Annotated in this window: 16 protein-coding genes and 1 pseudogene; 7 read left to right on the forward strand and 10 right to left on the reverse strand. The window is 72.6% G+C overall.

Going from position 1 to position 17,771, the window contains the following annotated elements; translation table 11 throughout:
* The first annotated feature begins 141 nt into the window (after window positions 1-141).
* Window positions 142-974, forward strand: a pseudogene (locus tag ACZ58N_RS01770) (MerR family transcriptional regulator).
* Here ACZ58N_RS01770 and ACZ58N_RS01775 read toward each other — a convergent pair.
* Entirely contained in the window at window positions 943-1,281 is a 339-nt protein-coding gene (locus ACZ58N_RS01775) for a hypothetical protein (protein WP_471154329.1), read from the reverse strand. The pseudogene ACZ58N_RS01770 and the gene ACZ58N_RS01775 overlap by 32 nt on opposite strands.
* Window positions 1,282-1,382: 101 nt before the next feature.
* Between ACZ58N_RS01775 and ACZ58N_RS01780 the strand changes: the two genes are divergently transcribed.
* The gene (locus ACZ58N_RS01780; protein WP_471154331.1) at window positions 1,383-1,871 is read left to right on the forward strand and encodes a hypothetical protein; all 489 of its coding nucleotides are present in this window, start codon (window positions 1,383-1,385) and stop codon (window positions 1,869-1,871) included.
* Window positions 1,872-1,940: 69 nt separating this feature from the next.
* Here the strand turns inward: ACZ58N_RS01780 and ACZ58N_RS01785 are convergent, their stop codons facing one another.
* Window positions 1,941-3,929 carry a heavy metal translocating P-type ATPase gene (locus ACZ58N_RS01785; RefSeq protein ID WP_471154334.1) on the reverse strand — a complete coding sequence of 663 codons (1,989 nt, stop codon included), beginning with the start codon at window positions 3,927-3,929 and terminating at the stop codon, window positions 1,941-1,943.
* A gap of 73 nt (window positions 3,930-4,002) precedes the next feature.
* Here ACZ58N_RS01785 and ACZ58N_RS01790 point away from each other — a divergent pair, with 73 nt between their 5' ends.
* Complete coding sequence (locus ACZ58N_RS01790; RefSeq protein ID WP_471154337.1) at window positions 4,003-4,335, forward strand: ArsR/SmtB family transcription factor; 333 nt, start codon at window positions 4,003-4,005, stop codon at window positions 4,333-4,335.
* A gap of 90 nt (window positions 4,336-4,425) precedes the next feature.
* On the opposite strand, the gene ACZ58N_RS01795 is transcribed toward ACZ58N_RS01790, so the two are convergent.
* On the reverse strand, window positions 4,426-7,158 hold the full coding sequence (locus ACZ58N_RS01795; RefSeq protein WP_471154340.1) for a LamG-like jellyroll fold domain-containing protein: 2,733 nt from the start codon (window positions 7,156-7,158) through the stop codon (window positions 4,426-4,428).
* A 435-nt stretch (window positions 7,159-7,593) separates the two neighbouring features.
* On the opposite strand from ACZ58N_RS01795, the gene ACZ58N_RS01800 reads away from it, so the two are divergent.
* From ACZ58N_RS01800 to ACZ58N_RS01810, 3 genes are all read left to right on the forward strand, one after another.
* A complete protein-coding gene (locus ACZ58N_RS01800) occupies window positions 7,594-7,896 on the forward strand; it encodes a hypothetical protein (protein WP_281211262.1) in 303 nt (100 codons plus the stop codon).
* A 162-nt stretch (window positions 7,897-8,058) separates the two neighbouring features.
* Complete coding sequence (locus ACZ58N_RS01805) at window positions 8,059-8,520, forward strand: Crp/Fnr family transcriptional regulator (protein WP_471154343.1); 462 nt, start codon at window positions 8,059-8,061, stop codon at window positions 8,518-8,520.
* Window positions 8,521-8,734: 214 nt separating this feature from the next.
* Window positions 8,735-9,178: a subtilase-type protease inhibitor gene (locus ACZ58N_RS01810; RefSeq protein ID WP_471154345.1), complete on the forward strand. Its 444-nt coding sequence runs from the start codon at window positions 8,735-8,737 to the stop codon at window positions 9,176-9,178.
* Between the two features lie 44 nt (window positions 9,179-9,222).
* On the opposite strand, the gene ACZ58N_RS01815 is transcribed toward ACZ58N_RS01810, so the two are convergent.
* The gene (locus ACZ58N_RS01815; protein WP_471154348.1) at window positions 9,223-10,077 is read right to left on the reverse strand and encodes a GNAT family N-acetyltransferase; all 855 of its coding nucleotides are present in this window, start codon (window positions 10,075-10,077) and stop codon (window positions 9,223-9,225) included.
* A 119-nt stretch (window positions 10,078-10,196) separates the two neighbouring features.
* Between ACZ58N_RS01815 and ACZ58N_RS01820 the strand changes: the two genes are divergently transcribed.
* Complete coding sequence (locus tag ACZ58N_RS01820) at window positions 10,197-10,931, forward strand: SIR2 family NAD-dependent protein deacylase (RefSeq protein ID WP_471154349.1); 735 nt, start codon at window positions 10,197-10,199, stop codon at window positions 10,929-10,931.
* Window positions 10,932-11,025: 94 nt separating this feature from the next.
* Here the strand turns inward: ACZ58N_RS01820 and ACZ58N_RS01825 are convergent, their stop codons facing one another.
* The 6 genes from ACZ58N_RS01825 to ACZ58N_RS01850 form a co-directional block, all read right to left on the reverse strand.
* On the reverse strand, window positions 11,026-11,508 hold the full coding sequence (locus ACZ58N_RS01825; RefSeq protein WP_471154351.1) for a VOC family protein: 483 nt from the start codon (window positions 11,506-11,508) through the stop codon (window positions 11,026-11,028).
* Between the two features lie 114 nt (window positions 11,509-11,622).
* On the reverse strand, window positions 11,623-15,198 hold the full coding sequence (locus ACZ58N_RS01830) for a bifunctional glycosyltransferase/CDP-glycerol:glycerophosphate glycerophosphotransferase (RefSeq protein WP_471154352.1): 3,576 nt from the start codon (window positions 15,196-15,198) through the stop codon (window positions 11,623-11,625).
* A gap of 185 nt (window positions 15,199-15,383) precedes the next feature.
* Complete coding sequence (locus ACZ58N_RS01835) at window positions 15,384-15,758, reverse strand: hypothetical protein (RefSeq protein WP_389701753.1); 375 nt, start codon at window positions 15,756-15,758, stop codon at window positions 15,384-15,386.
* Between the two features lie 97 nt (window positions 15,759-15,855).
* Complete coding sequence (locus ACZ58N_RS01840) at window positions 15,856-16,371, reverse strand: roadblock/LC7 domain-containing protein (protein ID WP_471154355.1); 516 nt, start codon at window positions 16,369-16,371, stop codon at window positions 15,856-15,858.
* Entirely contained in the window at window positions 16,368-17,132 is a 765-nt protein-coding gene (locus ACZ58N_RS01845) for a transcriptional regulator (RefSeq protein ID WP_471154357.1), read from the reverse strand. Before ACZ58N_RS01845 ends, ACZ58N_RS01840 begins: the two co-directional genes overlap by 4 nt.
* Entirely contained in the window at window positions 17,129-17,539 is a 411-nt protein-coding gene (locus ACZ58N_RS01850) for a hypothetical protein (RefSeq protein WP_471154359.1), read from the reverse strand. The genes ACZ58N_RS01845 and ACZ58N_RS01850 overlap by 4 nt, the downstream gene beginning before the upstream one ends.
* Window positions 17,540-17,771 lie beyond the last annotated feature (232 nt).

The raw sequence follows: 17,771 nt of genomic DNA on the forward strand, positions 1-17,771 counted from the left end.
CCGTCGCGACGCCCGGGCTTCCTCGGACATTCGCCGGTCGCCCGCCCGACCGTCGCGGCCCCGCCCCCACTCCGACACCTGTGCGCCGCACCCGACAGACTTGACCCTCACACCGTGTCAGGCCGTGCACTGGGAGACGTCATGTTCACCATCGGAGACTTCGCCAAGCACGGCCGGGTGTCGGTCCGCATGCTGCGTCACTACGACGCCCTCGGACTGCTGCGCCCGGCGCGTGTCGACCCGTCCAGCGGCTACCGCTTCTACGAGGCGGCCCAACTGGCCCGCCTCAACCGCGTCATCGCGCTCAAGGACCTCGGCTTCACCCTGGAACAGGTGGGGGCGGTCCTCGACGAGAAGGTGACCCCGGAGCAACTCCGCGGCATGCTGCGGCTGCGCCGGGCGGAACTGGAGAGCGCCGTGGCCGAGGCGACCGCCCGCCTCAACCGGGTCGGGACGAGGCTCCGGACCATCGAGAACGAGGGAACCATGCCCACGGACGAAATCGTCGTCAAGAGCCTCCCGGCCGTCCGGCTGGCCGAACTGAGCGGCGTCTCGGCGAGCTACGCCCCCAGGACATCGGGCCGGTCATCGGCCCCCTCTTCGAAGAACTGTGCCGCCGCCTGGAGGCCGCCGGGCTCTCCCCGACGGGGCCGGGCCTCGCCCGCTACGAGGATGCTCCGGACACCGAGCCCGGCTCCGTCCTGGTGCGCGCCGGACTGCCCGTGGCGACGGGCGTGCGCGTCGAGGACCTCGGGTCCGGGGTACGGATCGTTGAGTTGCCCGGGGTGGAGCGGGCGGCGACGGTGGTGCACCGGGGCTCGATGGACGGCGTCCTACCGACCGCGCAGGCCCTCGCCCGGTGGATCGACGCGCACGGCCACCGCTCCGCCGGGTACGCCCGCGAGCTGACCCTGGCCTGCCCCGACGACCCGGAGCAGTGGGTCACCGAGCTTCAGGAACCGCTGGCCTCCTGACCGGACGGCGGCGGTCGCGAACGGACGCGCAGCGCCGGGCCGTGCCCGCACGGGCGGTCCGCAGCCGGCGCAGCGCCCCGTGCCCGCGCCGCCGCCATTCGACACCCGGCAGTCCGGCGCGCTGGCCGCCGCCGCTGATCAGGGCATTGACCGGGGCGTGCGGATCGGCGGCCACCCCCTTGGCGACGAGCACGCCCACCACGAGCGGCACCAACGCCACGGCCAGGGCCGAGCCGGCGGTGGTCACGTACCGCATGCGGGGACCCCGCGCGGCGGTCGCGGCGTACGAAGGGGGTGCTGAGGTCATGACGTCATTCCATCAACGGCGGCGCTCCGGGGAATCGGGGCGGATACTCAGGCCGTTGCCGGTGAGGTACTCAGTCGGACGCGGGTGGAGAGGGGTGCGCGATGGCCGGTGGGCACGGGGAGGGCTTCGAACCGGCGGACGGCGACGGTCCGCCGACGGATCCGCAGGCGCGGGCGGGCGAGTTGCGGACCGCGTACGAGGGGCTGTTGCAGATCCGCCGGCTCCTGGGCGACGGTACGGACGCCCCCGCCCCGTGGGAGCTGCGGGCCGTGCCGCGGGCGGTGGCCCTGGTCCTGGAGGCGGCGGGCTTCCCCCCGTCGGCGCTGGACGCCGGGGGCCGGCGCAGCCGGACCGGCTACCGGGTGACCGGCGGCGCGGACGTCAGCGGCACGGACGGCGGCGCCACCGTCGGGCGGACCCCCGCCCCGGTGACGGTGACCTGGCCCGGTCCCCCCGGTTCGGGCGCCGCCGAGGAGGAACGGGAGCGGTTGTCGGCCTGCGCCGCGGAACTGGAGCGGCACGGATGGGAGTGCCTGCTGTACCGGGGGCCGCGGGGGCGGCGCTTCCTTGAGGTCGAACCGCCCCGCTGACCGGGCTCCCTCCGTCCTCGTCCCGCCACCCGCGCCCACCCCGGGCGGTGCCCTCGGTCGTCCCCGACCTCAGGCGTCGTCGCGGTGGCGCAGGAGCCGCAGGGCGTTGGCGACGACGACGAGCGTGGAGCCCTCGTGGACGAGGACGGCGGGTCCGATGCCCATGCCCAGGGCCGTGGCCGGTACGAGGACGGCGACGATACCGAGGCTCAGCCACAGGTTCTGCCGGATGACCCGGGCGGCGCGGCGGCTGAGTCCGGTGATGAACGGCAGTCGCCGCAGGTCGTCGGACATCAGGGCGATGTCCGCGGTCTCCAGGGCCACCGCGGAGCCGGCGGCGCCCATGGCGACCCCCACGGTTGCTCCGGCCATGGCCGGGGCGTCGTTCACCCCGTCGCCGATCATGGCCGTACGGGCGGTGCGGCGCAGCCGGGTCACCTCGGTGACCTTGTCCTGCGGCATCAGGCCGCCGCGGACCTCGTCCAGGCCGAGGTCCCGACCGACGGCGTCGGCGACCCGCTGGTCGTCGCCGGAGAGCATCACGGTGCGGGTGATGCCGAGGGCCCGTAGGGCGGCCACCGTCTCGGCGGCCTCGGCGCGGGGCGCGTCCATCAGGCCGAGGGTGCCGAGCCAGCGGTCCCCGCGGCGCACGACCATCGTGGTGCGGCCGGTGCGGGCGAGGGCCTCCGTACGCTCGCGCAGGGCGGCGGGGACGGGGGCGCCGGTGAGGGTGTCGGCGTAGGAGAGGCTGCCGATGTGGACGCTCTCGCCGTCGACCTCGGCGAAGACGCCGCGACCGATGACGGCGCGCAGGTTGCCGGCCTCGGCGGCCGGGGCGGTGCCGGTCAGGAGAGCGGGTGCGTCGCGGACGACGGCTTGGGCGAGCGGGTGGTCGCTGAGCCGCTGGGCGGCGATGGCGGTGCGCAGGAGGTCCTCGCGGGCCGCGCCGTCGGCGGTCTCCACCTCGGTGAGGTGGGGGCGGCCCTCGGTGAGGGTGCCGGTCTTGTCGAAGGCGATGGTGCGCAGCCGGCCGAACTCCTCCAGGGGTGCGCCGCCCTTGACGAGGACTCCCCCACGGGCGGCGCGGCCGACGGCGCTGAGAACGGCGGCGGGAGTGGCGATGGCGAGCGCGCAGGGGCTGGCGGCGACCAGTACGGCCATCGCCCGGTAGAGGCTGTCGGCGAAGGGCTCGCCGCTGAGGGCCCCGTAGGCCAGCAGGGCCGAGACGAGTGCGAGGACGACCGGGACGAACACCTTCTGGAAGCGGTCGGTGAAGCGTTGGGTGGGTGAGGTGCGCTCCTCGGCGTCCTGGACCATCCGTACGACCCGGGCCAGGGTGTTGTCGCGGTTGAGGTGGGTGACGATCACGTCGAGGGTGCCGGAGCCGTTGACGGTGCCCGCGTGGACGCGGGCTGCGGGGTCGACTGCGGTCGGGTCGGCGAGGGCGGCGGCGGGGTCGGGGACGGGCTCCTTGTCGACGGGCACGCTCTCGCCGGTGATGGGTGACTGGTCGACGCTGCTGCGGCCCGCGGCGACGAACCCGTCGGCGGGCACCCGGGTGTGCGGGCGGACCAGGACGGTGTCGCCGACGGCGAGTTCCTCGACGGACACCTCGGCGGGCTCGCCCCCGGTGCGGCGGACGAGGGCGGTGCGGGGGACGAGTTCGGCGAGGGCTTCGATGGAGCGCCGGGCACGGCCCATCGCGTACTCCTCCAGGGCGTGGCCGAGGCTGAAGAGCACGAGGAGGACGGCGCCCTCCTCCCAGCGGCCGATGACGGCGGCGCCGGCGGCGGCGACGAGCATGAGGAAGTCGACCTGGAACCTGCCGCGGCGCAGGGTGCCGATGGCTTCGCGGAGGGTGAAGAACCCGCCGAAGACGTAGGCGGCGACGAAGAGGGCCCGGGACGCGGGGCCTCCGTTGCCGGTCAGCTGGAGGGTCAGTCCGGTGAGGTAGACGGTGAGGGCGAGCAGGGCGCTGATCAGCTCGGCGCGCTCGCCGGCCTCCCGCATCGCGTTCCGCGCGACGTTCCGCATGGCGTTCCGCATCTCGGTCTTCATGACATCAATATATCAACACTTCTAAATATGTGAACCTGTGCACGTCCTGATCTTCTGATCTAGGGTGACGGCCATGGAACCGGCCATGGACCCCGCCGCAGCGCCCCACCTGCTCACCGAGCCGGCCGCCTCAGCGGCCGCGGAGGTCATGCAGGGCCTCGCCTCGCCCGCCAGGATCCGCATCCTGGCCCGCCTCCTGCACGCGCCGTGTTCCGTGGGGGAACTCGCCGACGACCTCGGCCTCGGCCAGCCCACCGTCTCCAACCACCTGCGCCTGCTGCGCCACCTCGACCTCGTCACGGGCCGGCGCGACGGCCGCAGCGTGGTCTACGAACTGCACGACGCGCACGTCGGAGACCTGCTCCGGCAGGTTCTGGCACACGTCCACCACGCCCCCGGGGCATAGCCGCGGAGGCCGGACACAGGGGGGCCGGGCGTACGCGAAGGGGCGCGGACCGGCCGTCCGGTCCGCGCCCCTCCCCTCACCGCCCTCCGACTACGGAGCGACGAAGGTCAGCGTCAGCTGTGGCGTCCCCTCGTTGGCCGCCGCCTCCGAGGACCACAGCCACAGGGCGTCGGTGCCCGCGCCGGTCAGCGCCAGACCGTAGCCGCCGCCCAGCGCGCCCGCGACGGCGGCCGTGTTCAGCCCCGTGGTGTGCACGGCGGAGCCGTCCGGGATCCCGGCGAAGGAGCCGAGCGCCGGCGAACCGAGCGCCGGACGGTTGTTGTGCGTGGTCCCGTCCTCCGTCCACGCCCCGGTGATCGGGACGACCGAGACGGTGTCGACGGTGCCCGCGCCGGCCATCGTGCTGGTCTTCACGCCGAGCGTGGCCGACTTGAGCACCGTGCCCGCAGGTGCGGCGGGCAGGTTGAACCGCAGGTGGCTCGTGTACGCCGAGGTACCGCGGACGGCCAGGGAGCCCGAGGCCCCGTAGTTGGTGCCCGGGGCGCCCGCGTTGGAGTACGTGTCCTCGGCGGCGGTGACCCGGACGACGGAGTCGGCCGGGGCGGAGGCGAGGGCGTGGTGGTTCTGCACCTGCGCCGCGCTCAGAACGGTCGGGTACACGGCGGTCTCGTCCAGTTGGCCCGCCCAGTGCTCGCTGGTGGGACGGTCCGGCCAGCCGCCGAGCCCGTCTCCGCCGACGCGCCAGAAACCCGAGAAGTTCTCGTGCGTGGTGACGCCGAGGGTGCCCCGCTGGACGCCGTCGACGTACAGGGTCATGCCGCCCGGCCCCTGGGTGGCGACGACGTGGTGCCACTGGTTGTCGTTGTAGGCGCCGGGAGTGGTGATGGTGCGGGTGGCGCCCGTGTACACGCCGAAGACCAGCCGGCCGTCGTTGGTCATGTAGACGTGCTTGTCGTACTGGCTGCTGGAGTTGATCTGCTGGTTGCCGAAGCCGACGAGCTTGCCGCCCCGGGTGGTGTTCGTCCGGAACCAGGTCTCGACGCTGTAGGCGCCGCCGACCGACTGCCGCTGGTCGCCGTAGACGTGGGCGTTCGTCCCGTTGAAACCGATCGCCGTGCTCGCGCCGGTCACCGCGGCGGGCGTCTGGCGCAGGGCCGGCCCGTTCAGGTGCACGCCCGCCTGGTTGCCGCCGTCCGAGGAGTCCGCGACGTAGGGCGCGGCGGATTCGTCGTAGCGCCAGAACAACTGGGCGCCGTCCGCGCGGACCCTGCTCGGGTACGCCTCCGCCGACGTCGGGACGGTCACGGCCGCCGTCGCCGACGGGGCACTGGTGTTGCCCGCCGCGTCGGTGGCCGTCACCCGGTAGGTGTACGACTGCCCGGCCTGGGCGGTGGTGTCCGTCCAGGAGGCCTGCGGCCGACGGAAGAACAGCGAGTCGGCGGTCACCGTCGCGATGGGCGAGGCCGCACCGTTGCGGAAGATCCGGTAGCTCAGGGCGCTGTCGTCGAGGTCGAGGCTGGTGCGCCAGCGCACCTGGACACCCCCCGGCCCGAACGCGGAGGCGCTCGCGACGGGCACGGTCGGCGCGCCGGTGTCACCGGTGGACGAGAAGCGCGTCAGGCCCTGCTGCGCCGCCCCGTTGACGGTGGTGAACTCACCTCCGACCCACAGGTACTGCGCCCCGCCCTTGGAACCGACCGTCATCACGCGCGGACCGATGCCCTCGCCGATGCCGTCGTTGGTGTCCGGGGCCCAACCCAATTTGCCGACACCGGTGGTCGGCTGGGCCAGCAGGTGGTGCCGCTGCCCGTCGGGGAACTCGCCGACGCTCGCGCAGTCGTGGGCGTGCGAGGCGCTGTAGAGCACGCTCTGGTACGGCAGTACGGCCTGGGTGGCACCCAGGCAGGTGTCGCGCCAGCGCTGGCCGAAGCCCGCGAGGTCGAGGGCGATGCGGCCGTCGAAGACCCCTCCGCCGGTGCCCTCGTTGGCGGTGTAGAAGCCCGTCGCGTCGGTGGCGATGTCCTTGACGACCGAGTTCGTCTCGATGAAGCCCGCGTAGGACTTGGTGAGGGCGCCGGTCGTGGCGTCGACGACGGCCAGGGCGTGCGTGTTCGTTCCGTTCACGGTGAAGAAGTCCCCGCCCAGCAGGACGTTCTCGCCGTCCGGGGTGACCTCGACGGCGCGCCCCGGGTCGTCGGCGTTGGCCGTGAAGGGACGCAGTGAGCCGTCGGCGGTGGCGACGGCCGCGAAGCGCTGCCGCGACTGGCCGGCGACGGTGAGGAAGTCGCCGCCCGCGTAGACCGTGTCGCCGGTGACGGCGACGGCCCGTACGGTGGCCGCGAACGCGGGTCGGAAGGACTGCTTCACGGTGCAGGTCGCCACGTCGATCGCGGCCATGCTGGAGACCGGCGTGCCGTTGACGGCGCCGAAGTAGCCGCCCGCGTACAAGGTCTTCTTGTCGGGCGAGACGGTGAGCGCGCGGACGGTGGCCGTCCCCGATCCGACCGTGAAGGACAGGTTGCAGGCCGTCGGGGCGCCGGTCGCGGCGTCGAGCGCCGCGAAGTTCACCACCGGCTTCTCGCTGCCGCCGGTGCCCGCGGGCGGGCGTACGGCGGAGAAGGTGCCTCCGACGAAGACCGTGCCGCCCGCTTCCGCGAGGGCCCAGACCACGCCGTTGGGCTGCCAGGTCGGCAGTGCGTCGGCGGTGAAGGCCACGGGTGGGGTGACGGCCGCGGCCTGCGGGGCGAACCCGAGGCCGACGAGCGCCCCGGTACCGGCCAGGGACAGGGCGAGAGCGGCCGCCGGCCCTCTGGATCTGCGCATGAACCCCCCAGTTCGTTGTGCGTGGTACTGCGCGTGCGCCGCGCCGGGCGCACGGCGCACGACCGTACGTCCGCGTGGCCGTGAACGGGTGAACGGACATACGTACGGGCGCACCCTAGGGCGAATCGGCGGCCCGGTCAGCAAAATTGACCTGTCAGGCGCAGAACCGGTCGAAAATTCGCATCCGCGACCCGTCTCGGACGGCCTCGGCGCGCCGGAACGATCGCGCCGCGGAACGGCCACGCCACGGCGACGGACCCGGCCGGGCCACCACCGGGCACGGCCGGGCGTGGGCGCCGAGGCACGTCAACCGCGCGGATCCCGGGCCACCCCTTCGCACAGGGTCACCCGCCGAAAACAGCCCCGCCCGGCGCCGTGCCCCTCTACGGTGCCCTCAAGGCGGGGGACGGGCCATGGCACCGAAGGGCGGGGCGGATGGACGAAGAAGAAGACATGCGGCTGGCGAGGATGACTCCGGAGATCTCCCGGCGCACCCTCACGATGCTGCGCGGCCTCGCCGGGCTGGAGCCGCCGGAGCAGGTGCCCGAGGACGCCATGATCGTCGCGGACGGGATCCTCGCCGATCACGGCACCGACGGCCTGCGGGTGCTGGCGATGACCCTGGCGGCCTGGGCGACGGCACAGATCGAGAACGTCGCCGAGCTGAGCCGGCGCAGCCACGAGGCGGTGCTCGACGCCATGGAGCTGGCCTGTCTGGAGGCCGCCGCGGAGGAGTAGCCGGGGTCCGGCGGCCCGCCGCCCGCGGCGTCCCGAGCCCCTGGTGGCGGGGGCCGCCGCGGGCCCGCGCACACCCGCGCCGACGCGTCGGAGCCATCCTGGCCCGCGTCGGCGACACTGGGATGAGCAGCAGGCTGTGGGGGGTCGTGATCGGAGGCCGTCGTGAGCACACCTTCCCCTATCCGGATCGCCGCCGTCCTGTCCACCGAGTACCGGGGACGATTGATGTCCCACGCCCGGGAGGTCAATTTCCGTGAGGGCTCGCGGATCTTCGACGAGGGCGGCAGGGCCGATTCGTTCTGGATCGTGCGCTCGGGCACGGTGACCCTCGAAATACCCGTGCCGGGCCACCGGTCCGCTCCCGTGGAGAGCCTCGGACCGGGTGAACTCGTCGGCTGGTCCTGGCTGTTCCCGCCGTACGTGTGGCAGTTGAGCGCCGAGGCGATGACACCGGTGCGGGCGTACGAGTTCGACGGACCGACCGTCCGCCTGCTCATGGACGCCGATCCCGCCTTCGGGTCCGCCGTCGGGCACTGGGTCGGGCGGGTCCTCGCCGTCCGCCTCCAGCAGACGCGCACCCGGCTCATGGACCTCTACGCCCCGCGCACCGGTGCGACCCGCTGAGCCCCCGGAACCCGCTGAAGAAAGGTTTCGGGGTGGGTGTTCGGCCGATTCGCGGGTCCGCTCCCCCACAGGTCACGCGCGCCGCCACCGCTGCGGACTGCACACATGCGCTTACGATCAGTGACGAGAAATGGGGGTACGAACGGGCTTTCCGGTCGCGGATGGGCAAGACTCCCGTCCGTTATCCGAAACGCCGACCCGAGGAGTGTTCGAAATGCGGTCCATCACCAGGAATCTGGGGCTGGCCTCCGGCGCCATGGCGCTCACCGCCGTCACCGCGCTCGCCGGAACGGGCGCCGCCGGCGCGGCGCCGGCCGGGACGCAGAGCCTGTTCGCGCCGTCCGCGCTCGTGGTCAGCCTGACGGCGGGCGAGGACGTCGACAGCGGCACGGTGCTGCGCGCGGCAACGCTGACCTGCTCTCCGACGCCCGGCGGAACGCACCCCGACCCGGCTGCCGCGTGCGCCGAACTGCGCGCGAACGGACCGGTGTTGGACGCCCTCGCCGAACCCCGCCCGGACGCGGCGTGCACCCGGGAGTGGGACCCGATGACGGTCACCGCGGTCGGGGTGTGGGAGGGCCGCAAGCTCAGCTACACCTACACCTTCGGCAACCCGTGCGGCCTGCGCGCCAGCAACGGCGTGCTGTTCGGGATCTGAGGCCGGGCACGGTCGGGCTGCCCGGCGGCAACACCGCCTTCCGGTCAGCCCAGTTCCAGGCTGGTGATCCCGTACAGCCGGGCCAGGTCCAGTTCCGGCACCGGTCCCGTGTACATGCGGGCGGTCTCGAAGACCGGGGCCAGACCCAGGCCGGCGGCCAGGGCGGTCGCCGCGGGGTTCACGTCGGGTACGTCCAGGACGACCTCCCCGCCCGGGGCGTACCCGGCGAGGCGCCGCAGCAGGGTGGCGGCGACCTCCGGGGTCTCGGCGTAGAGCGGTCCGATCCGGGGGGCTCCGGAGCCGCACGGGCGGATCACGCCGAGGCCCTCGATCCGCCCGTCGCGGACGGCCGCGCGGGCGGTGTGACCGGGAAGCGCCGTCCAGAGGGAGAGGAAGGCGTCGCGGGCTTCGGGGAAGAAACGGCGGTCGTAGGCGGCGAGCCGGGCGAAGGGCAGGGCCGCCGCGTCGACGATCTCGACGCCGGCGGCGTCCTCCCCGGGGTCGCCGCCGGGAACCCCCTGGTGGCGCATGTTCGTCCAGGCCGAACGGAACCCGGACGCACGGTAGTTGTCCTGCTGCTCGACGACCCCGTCCAGCCCGACCAGCCGACCGGCGAGCCGGGCCGTCGCGGCCCGCCACACCTGGATCCCGTAGCCCTGTCCACGCAGGTCGGGGCGGGTGATGTAGAAGCCGATGAAGCCGAAGCCGGTGCCGTAGCGGACGGCCGAGACGCAGGCCGCCGGTTCGCCGTCGAGCCGACCCACCAGGAAGCCTTCCGGGTCGGCCGCCGCGAAGGCGAACCGGTCGGAGTCCCCCGGGTCCCAGCCCTCCGCGGCGGCCCAGGAGCGCATCAGTTCCATGTCGGCGGCGCCCGCGCCGGTGATCTCGAATCCCGTCATGCCCGGTGTTGTACCAGAGCCGACCGGTCCGGAACGCGAACCGGCGGGCCGGGGCCGACGGATACGGGCCGCGGCTAATGGGGTCGCGACGGCGGGCGTGGGCTGCGTAGGGTCGCGGCATGGGGAAGCCGCTCGTCGCAGTGTTCAGTGGGGCAGGAATGTCCACGGATTCCGGTATTCCGGACTATCGGGGGCCGCAGGGGTTGTGGCGGCGCGACCCCGACGCCGAGAAGCTCGTGACGTACGAGCACTACATGGCGGATCCGGAGATCCGCCGCCGGTCCTGGCTGATGCGCGCCGAGTTGTGGGCCGCCGCACCGCAGCCCAACGCGGCGCACCTCGCGGTGGCGGAGCTGGAGCGCGGCGGCACTCCGGTGCGGGTGATCACGCAGAACGTCGACGGGCTGCACCAGTTGGCGGGGATGCCCGCGCGCAAGGTGTTCGAACTGCACGGGACGGCCCGGTCGGTGGTGTGCACCGGCTGCGGTGCCCGGTTCGGGGCGGCCGAGGTGCTGGCCCGGGTGGCCGCCGGGGAGCCCGACCCACCCTGTTCGGCCTGCGGCGGGATCCTGAAGACGGCCACCGTGATGTTCGGACAGCGGCTCGACCCTGAGGTGCTGGGTCGGGCGATGGCCGTGGCCAAGGGAAGCCATGTCTTCATCGCGGTCGGCACCAGCCTCCAGGTCCAGCCCGCCGCCTCACTGGCCGGGATGGCGGCCGAGGCCGGGGCCCGGCTGATCATCGTGAACGCGGAGGAGACCCCGTACGACGCGCTGGCCGACGAGGTCGTCCACGAGCCGATCGGGACCGCGCTGCCGGCCCTGCTGAGCCGGATCGCCGCCCGGGGCGCCTGAGCCGGCGGGCGCCGGGGCCGTCCCCCGTGCGTCGTCGGTCACGGGCCGTCGACGCGTCGCCCTCGGACGGCCGCCCTGCGTCAGTGTGCCCCGGTCATGCGCCGTCGGCGGCCCGGCGCATCACGGCGACGTCGAGCTTCTTCATTTTGTACATGGCGTTCATGGCCCGCGAGGCACGCTCCGGATCCGGGTCGGCGACCAGGTCGAGGGCCTCGATCGGCGTGACCTGCCAGGACACCCCGAACTTGTCCTTGAGCCACCCGCAGGGGCCCTCCTCGCCGCCGTCCCTGGTCAGCTCCGCCCAGTAGTGGTCCGTCTCGTCCTGGTCCGCGCAGTGGATCTGGAAGGAGACGGCCTCGCTGAAGGTGAACTGCGGGCCTCCGTTGAGGCCGATGAACCGCTGCCCGTTGATCTCGAACTCGACGACCATCACCTCGCCGGCCGTGCCGGGTCCCGCGTCGGTGTAGCGGCCGATCCGACCCCGCTTGCCGTCCTTGAAGACGGACAGGTAGAAGTCGGCGGCCTCCTCGGCCCTGCCGTCGAACCACAGACACGTGGTGAAACCCTTGGTGACCATGACTGCCTCCGGTCGGAAGTGGACGGGACCTCACGTCCCACGACCAACAGACCGGCCCCGCGCCCGAAAGTCATCGGTGGGCGCGGGGCCGGTCCACAGGACCACTCCTGCGGGCTACATCTCCAGCATGCGGTCGACGACCCGCTCGGCCGCACGGCCCTCGTCGAGGTCGCAGAACTCCTCGCGGAAGGCCTGCCGCGCCGGGGCGTACTCGACGCCCAGCGCGTCGGCGTTCCGCACGGCCTCGATCAGGCTCGCGGAGTCCCGGAGCAGCGGGCCCGGCGCCTTCTTCTCCAGGTCGAAGGTGAAGCCGCGGAGCGTGGTGCGGTAGTGCTCCAGGTCGTAGGCGAACATCAGGATCGGCCGGTCCGTGAGCGCGAAGTCGCAGATCGCGGAGGAGTAGTCCGAGATCAGCACGTCGGCGATGAGCAGCAGGTCCGTGGTGTCGGGCCAGTTGGACACGTCGACGACGAACCCGTCGCGGACGCCGTCGCGGACCTGCTCCGTCACCCGGTAGTGGCTGCGGACGAGCAGGACGTGGTCCTCGCCGAGTTCGCGCCGGGCCGCTTCGAGGTCGATCCGCAGGTCGAGCTTGTAGCCGCCGCTCCACCCCTCCTGGTTCTCACGCCAGGTGGGGAGGTAGAGGACGACCTTCTTGTCCTCGGGCAGGCCGAGCCGGCGCCGGACCGCGGCCGCCCGCTCCGCGTCGGGCCGCACGAGGGCGTCCGTGCGGGGGCTACCGGTCTCGATGACCTCACCGTCGAAGCCGAGGGCCCGCTTGAGGACGGGGGTGGCGTAGGAACTCGGCGAGGCGAGCAGCGACCACTGGGCGCTGTCGTGCCGCAGGCCCTCCAGCACGTCGGGGCTGGTGTAGTAGTCGTGCGTGAAGTCGTAGCCGATCTTCTTCAGCGGGGTTCCGTGCCACGTCTGGACGACGGTCTGGCCGGGACGGCGCCGGAAGCTCTTCGGAACGCTGTCGTTGGTGACGTAGTAGCGGGCGCGGGCCAGGACGTCCCAGGACTCCAGGCTGTCGTACTGGACGGCGCGCGCGGTCGAGGGGACCTCGACGCGGCCGTCGCGGACCAGCCAGACGTGCTCCAGCTTCTCGCCGCGGCGCAGCAGTTCCTCGTGGATGGCGCGCGGCGCGTCGCCGGCGCCGTTCCCCTGGAAGACGTCGTAGACGACCATGTCCTTGACCGGCAGGTTCCGCTGCGCGGGGTAGGTCACGTCGCGGGCGACCCGGTGGGCGTACCGGGAGCGGTCGTGCGGGCTGAGCAGTTGGTCGGCGACGAGCACCATGCGGTCGTGGAAGCGGGCCTCGACGCGCATCCGGCGGCCGTCGACGGTGATCGGGTGCGGTCCGGAGAGCAGCGCGGGCGGCGCCAGCTGTACGGGAGCGCCGCGCTCGACTCCGAGGAGGCCGGCGGTGGTTCCGCCCTCGCTCACCGGACGCAGGGTGGGCCACCAGCGGCCGTGGGGGATGGTGGTGCGGCCCGCGTAGGCGGTCGGCAGCACCGGTTCGAAGGAGGCCTCGAAGCGGTCGCCGTCGCGGGTGACGGGGTAGCTGAACTCGACGCCGTTGTGGTTGTGCAGGACGAGTTCGTACGGCTCGTCGGCGGCTGACGCGGGCAGCTTGAAGGTGCCGCGCAGCGTCAGGGTGCCGTTCTTGGCGCTGACGGACTCGACCAGCGGCGGCGGGACCTGCACGGAGAGGATGAGGTTGCCGTTGATCGCGCGCTTGGCGAGGACGGCGCGACCCTCGGAGTCCCCCGGCAGCGTGGCGACCAGGGCGGTGAAGCCGCCGCGCTCGTCGTGCGCCAGCGGGTGGCGGGTCCCGTCGGCGCGGACCACGGTCAGGTTCCAGGGCTCGGGCGTCCATTCGCCGGGCCGGCGGTCGGGGGCCGGCACGGCGCTCAGTCCGTCCAGCGGGACGGCCGCGGTGAAGGGGATCCGGCCGCCGGGACGGGCGGCGGTGCCCTCGGGGGTGGTCAGCGGGACGGTGAGGACGGTGCCGCTCACGGTGTGCTCGGCGTGCAGGGTGGCACCCGCGCCGACCTCGGCGGCCAGTTCGCCGGTCAGTTCCAGGGTCTTGTCGTCGAGCAGGCGCACGTCCAGGGCGCGGGCGCGGACGATCTCGACCTGGACGGTCAGGGAGCCGGCGATGATCGGCAGGATGCGCACGTCGGGGGTGACCCAGTGCGCGGGCGGGGTGTGTCCGCTGTCGTGCTCGCCGCCCTTGAGGCGGGCCCGGTGCAGGCCTCCGGCGCCGGTGACGGCGATGGAGGTGGACCATATGCCCTCGCGCCACGTACCGCCCGACTGGAAGACCGAGGGGTCGACGACGGCGGTGAAGCCGGCCCAGTCGGCGTGACGCAGGGCCAGGTGCGGCGCGTTGACGGAGGCCATCGGGGAGGCGACGGTGCGGGTGCTGACGACGCTTCGACGGCGCTTGCCGCTCTCCCGGAAGATCAGCATCTTGCGGGTGCCGAGTCGGCTCTCGGCGCCCAGGTGGCCGGGGACGGCGTAACCCCGGAGCAGGAGCTTCCCCTCGGCCCAGGAGGCGTGCTCCAGCCGGCTGACCACGCGGCGCTCGCGCGGGCCGAGGGTGAGCAGCTTGGGCGGGACGGGAGCCTTGAGGAAGGGGTAGTCGGCCTGCGGGCGGGCCAGTCCCTTCACGGGCACGCTGTAGCTGTAGTCCCGCTGGTGGTGGAGGAGTCCGATGAACTCGTCGACGCGGCCTTCGCGGGCCAGGTAGGCCTTGAGCCGGTCGGCGACGGTCAGGTCGTGCCAGGGGCCGGTGCCGATCTCCCGCACGAGGCCGCCGACCTCCTTCACGAAGGCGGCGCGGAAGTCCGGGCCGCCCTCGTCCACGTACTTGTAGATGAGGGGGAGTTCCTCGGACAGCACGTTGTGGTCGTAGTCGCGCAGGTAGCGGGCGTACTTCTCGCCGGACTTGCCGAGCAGTGCCTCGCGGACCAGGCGGACGGAGGTCACGCGGTCGATGAGGGACACCGGGTCGGTGGAGCGCTGGGTGATGGAGCGCTCGCCGGTCTCGCGGACCCGCCAGTGGTAGACGACGTCGCTGATGATGTCGACGCTGGTGGCGAAGTAGTGGGCGGGGACGCTGACGGGGGCGTCCTCGTAGAGGATGCCCTCCGGGTACTGGAAGCCGTGCTCGTCCCAGAAGGTGCGCCGGTAGACCTTGTTCCACGCGGTGCGGTCGGTGACCAGCGCCGGGAACTTGGAGATGTGGGTCTTCAGCCGGGTCTTCGCGAATGCGGCCCGGTGGCCCCACGACTGCTGCTTGCCGACGGAGCGGAAGCGCTCGACGTTGCCGGCCGCGAAGTCCGACCCGGTCTCGTCCAGGGCGTCGATCATCAGCTGGTAGGCGTCCGTGGGCATGGTGTCGTCACTGTCGACGAACGCCAGGTACTCGCTGCCCTCCGACGCGTGCCGGGCTCCCACGTTGCGGGCGGCACCCAACCCCGCGTTCTTCTGACGGACCAGACGGAAGCGTGCGTCGCGAGCCGCGAAGGCCTCGGCGAGCGCCGCGCTTGAGTCGGTGGACCCGTCGTCGACGAGGACGACCTCGAAGTCGTCGAACGTCTGGGCGGCTATGGACTCCAGGCATTCGTCGAGGTAGAGCTCGACGTTGTAGACGGGGACGACGATGCTCAGGCGCGGGGGCATGGGTGGCGGGTTCTCCAGCGTTTTTGCTTAAGTTGATGAGTTGTTGATCAGCCGATTACAGCATCTTACTCTGTAACGGGATGATAAATTCCGCCCATCTCGGACATATCCATTGCTCCGCCGGGGCGGACGGCAAAGAATTCAACCGCCCGCCGCCGCGGCGTAGCGACCCCGCGGGGCCTCCGTCAGACTTCCAGCTCGTTCTCGATCTTCTTCAGCTGGTGCCGGGCCATCGCGAGGTTGGCCCGCGACCGGTCCAGTGCCAGGTAGAGGAAGAAGCCCTCCGAGTTCCGTCCCCGCATCAGCCGGATGAGGTGGTACTGACCGCCGAGCGTGATCAGGATGTCCTCGATCTCGTCCTTCAGACCGAGCATCTCCATGGTGCGCACCTTGGCGCGCACCACGTCGGTGTTGCCCGCGGCCGCGACGGCGAGGTCGAGGTCCTTGCCGCCGCCGACGGTGCCGAGGGCCATGCCGCTGCCGTAGTCGACCAGGGCCACGCCGAGCGCGCCGTCGATAGTGGTGAGGGCTTCCTTGAGTGCGGTCTCCACGTTGACCATGACTGTTCCTCTTTCTTCTCCGACATCGATCGGTGCCGGTTGCGTGTTTGCTTTCGTTTACCGATGGGGGAAAGGCGGGGGGCCTGGTCCGTACCGGTCATGGCCCCGGGGCGCCGGAGGACGGCGCCGCGGGGCCCCGGCGGCCGAGGCTGTGTTCTATGAGTTCGGTGATGTGCAGGCTGGACCGGCGGGCCTCCAGGTGGAGCCGGCCGACGTTGACGCGGGTCTCGGCGATCAGGGTGAGGACGGCGGCCTCACCGGCGGCGTACGTGGCCACGTACCCGTGCTCACCCCGTACGAGGAGTTCCCGGAACGCGCCCTGGCCGGTGCTGTCGCTGAGCCGCTGGGCGACACCGAGCGCGGCGGCGGTCAGGGCCGCCACGGACTCGGTCTCGGTGGCGGCGCTGTCCTGTGCCAGGACCAGGCCGTCGACGCTCGCGGCGAGGGCTCCGGTGAGTTGCGGGACCCGGGCCCGCAGCCGACGGAGTTCGGCGAGTATCTCGGCTTCGGCCTCGGGGCCCAGCATCGACGGGCTCATCTCGGCCTTCCTCCCTTCGAGCTGCCTTCGGTCGAGGCGGTCGGCGCGCAGGACCGGCCGCAGCGGGAGCCTCACAGGCTTGCCTCCAGTGCGTCGCGTAGCCGGCGGAGCAGTGCCACGTCCGGGGATTGGGCCTGGGTCATCCAGTCGGGCAGGGGCGGGACCGGTTCCGGGACCGGCACCTCGTGCGGGGTCTCGACGAGCCCCGCGGCCGCGAGTCTTCGTACGTCGAGCAGGGTGTGGAAGGCGGGCCTGCCCAGTACCCACGCCAGGTCGGCGGGGGTCCGTATGCCGTCGGCGCGTTGGAGGAGGAGCCGCTGACGGGCGGTGATCGTCTGCCCGGGCGCCGCGGGCCGCGGCACCACCGGGACCGTGTCGAGCAGCGGGTACGGCCAGACGGCGTCCAGCAGTTCCCGGCGGCGACTGGTCTCGCGCTCGACAGCGGCGGCGGCCACCGAGCGGACGGAGCCGATCCAGTGGGTCGCGCCCCGACGGAAGCGTGAGGGTCCGCTGCCCGGGGAGAGCGCGAAGAACGCGGCGTCGAAGATGGCGGCGAGGTGACAGATCTCCAGTTCGCCACCCGCCAGGCCACCGCTGTCCACGAGGAAGCGGGCGACCTGGCGGCGCGCGCCGGCCGCGTTGATGGCTTCGTTCCAGCGTTCGGGCGCGAGGCCGCCGCCCGTGGTGAGGAGCACGTCCAGCCCGGGGGTGGAGGGACTCTCGGCGTGCACGATCCTGCCGTCCTCCAGGAAGAGGGTCCCCCGGTCGCGCAGCAGGGCGCCGGTGGCGCGTTCGGCCGCGAGCCGGGTGAGCAGGGGGGATACAGCGGTGGTCATCTGAGCACCAGTCCTTCGGCCAGTGCGCGGAGCCTGAGCCGTGCGAGGGCGAGATTACCGTCGGCCCTGTCGAGCCACAGGTGGAGGAATACGCTGCTGTCGAAGCTCGTCTCGACGAAGCGCAATACGTGATATCCGGTACGGGTGGTGACGATGAGGTCCTCCACGGGCGGGCCGGAGCCCGGCCCGCCCGCGTCCTGCGGCATGCCGGCCGCGGGGGCGAACGACTCGTACTCGGCCGCCGCCCGGGCCAGTTCGGCGGTTTCGGCGGCGGTGGTCTCGTGATCGCCGACCGGCGAGTCCCCGGCGGTGCCGAGGGCCAGTCCGCTGCTCCAGTCGACCAGCGCGGCCCCGCGCGCACCAGGCAGGGCCATGGCTTCGAGCAGGCATTCGTCGATCCCGGGCACGCGGGCTCCCCTCCCGGCCGGACCTGCTGAGTGCACGGTCGTGCGGCGCGACAGGAGGGAACTTACTCAAGTTCCACAGTGCGAAAGGGCGTTCTGGCATTTTCCGCTGGAACATGCGCGGTCGCGGGTGACACCTTGGCCGGAACCCGTGCGTTTCTGATCACACGTGGGTCCATTGGTCGCCACATTCGATCGTGAAGGGCAACGCGCCGCTACCGGTCCGCTACCGGAC

This window comes from Streptomyces sp. NPDC040432 (genome assembly GCF_055595445.1).

Bases quoted from the DNA above. Each gene is read 5' to 3' on its own strand.
- ACZ58N_RS01775 (WP_471154329.1), bottom strand. From the start codon at position 1,281: ATGACCTCAGCACCCCCTTCGTACGCCGCGACCGCCGCGCGGGGTCCC.
- ACZ58N_RS01780 (WP_471154331.1), top strand. From the start codon at position 1,383: ATGGCCGGTGGGCACGGGGAGGGCTTCGAACCGGCGGACGGCGACGGT.
- ACZ58N_RS01785 (WP_471154334.1), bottom strand. From the start codon at position 3,929: ATGAAGACCGAGATGCGGAACGCCATGCGGAACGTCGCGCGGAACGCG.
- ACZ58N_RS01790 (WP_471154337.1), top strand. From the start codon at position 4,003: ATGGAACCGGCCATGGACCCCGCCGCAGCGCCCCACCTGCTCACCGAG.
- ACZ58N_RS01795 (WP_471154340.1), bottom strand. From the start codon at position 7,158: ATGCGCAGATCCAGAGGGCCGGCGGCCGCTCTCGCCCTGTCCCTGGCC.
- ACZ58N_RS01800 (WP_281211262.1), top strand. From the start codon at position 7,594: ATGGACGAAGAAGAAGACATGCGGCTGGCGAGGATGACTCCGGAGATC.
- ACZ58N_RS01810 (WP_471154345.1), top strand. From the start codon at position 8,735: ATGCGGTCCATCACCAGGAATCTGGGGCTGGCCTCCGGCGCCATGGCG.
- ACZ58N_RS01815 (WP_471154348.1), bottom strand. From the start codon at position 10,077: ATGACGGGATTCGAGATCACCGGCGCGGGCGCCGCCGACATGGAACTG.
- ACZ58N_RS01820 (WP_471154349.1), top strand. From the start codon at position 10,197: ATGGGGAAGCCGCTCGTCGCAGTGTTCAGTGGGGCAGGAATGTCCACG.
- ACZ58N_RS01825 (WP_471154351.1), bottom strand. From the start codon at position 11,508: ATGGTCACCAAGGGTTTCACCACGTGTCTGTGGTTCGACGGCAGGGCC.
- ACZ58N_RS01830 (WP_471154352.1), bottom strand. From the start codon at position 15,198: ATGCCCCCGCGCCTGAGCATCGTCGTCCCCGTCTACAACGTCGAGCTC.
- ACZ58N_RS01835 (WP_389701753.1), bottom strand. From the start codon at position 15,758: ATGGTCAACGTGGAGACCGCACTCAAGGAAGCCCTCACCACTATCGAC.
- ACZ58N_RS01845 (WP_471154357.1), bottom strand. From the start codon at position 17,132: ATGACCACCGCTGTATCCCCCCTGCTCACCCGGCTCGCGGCCGAACGC.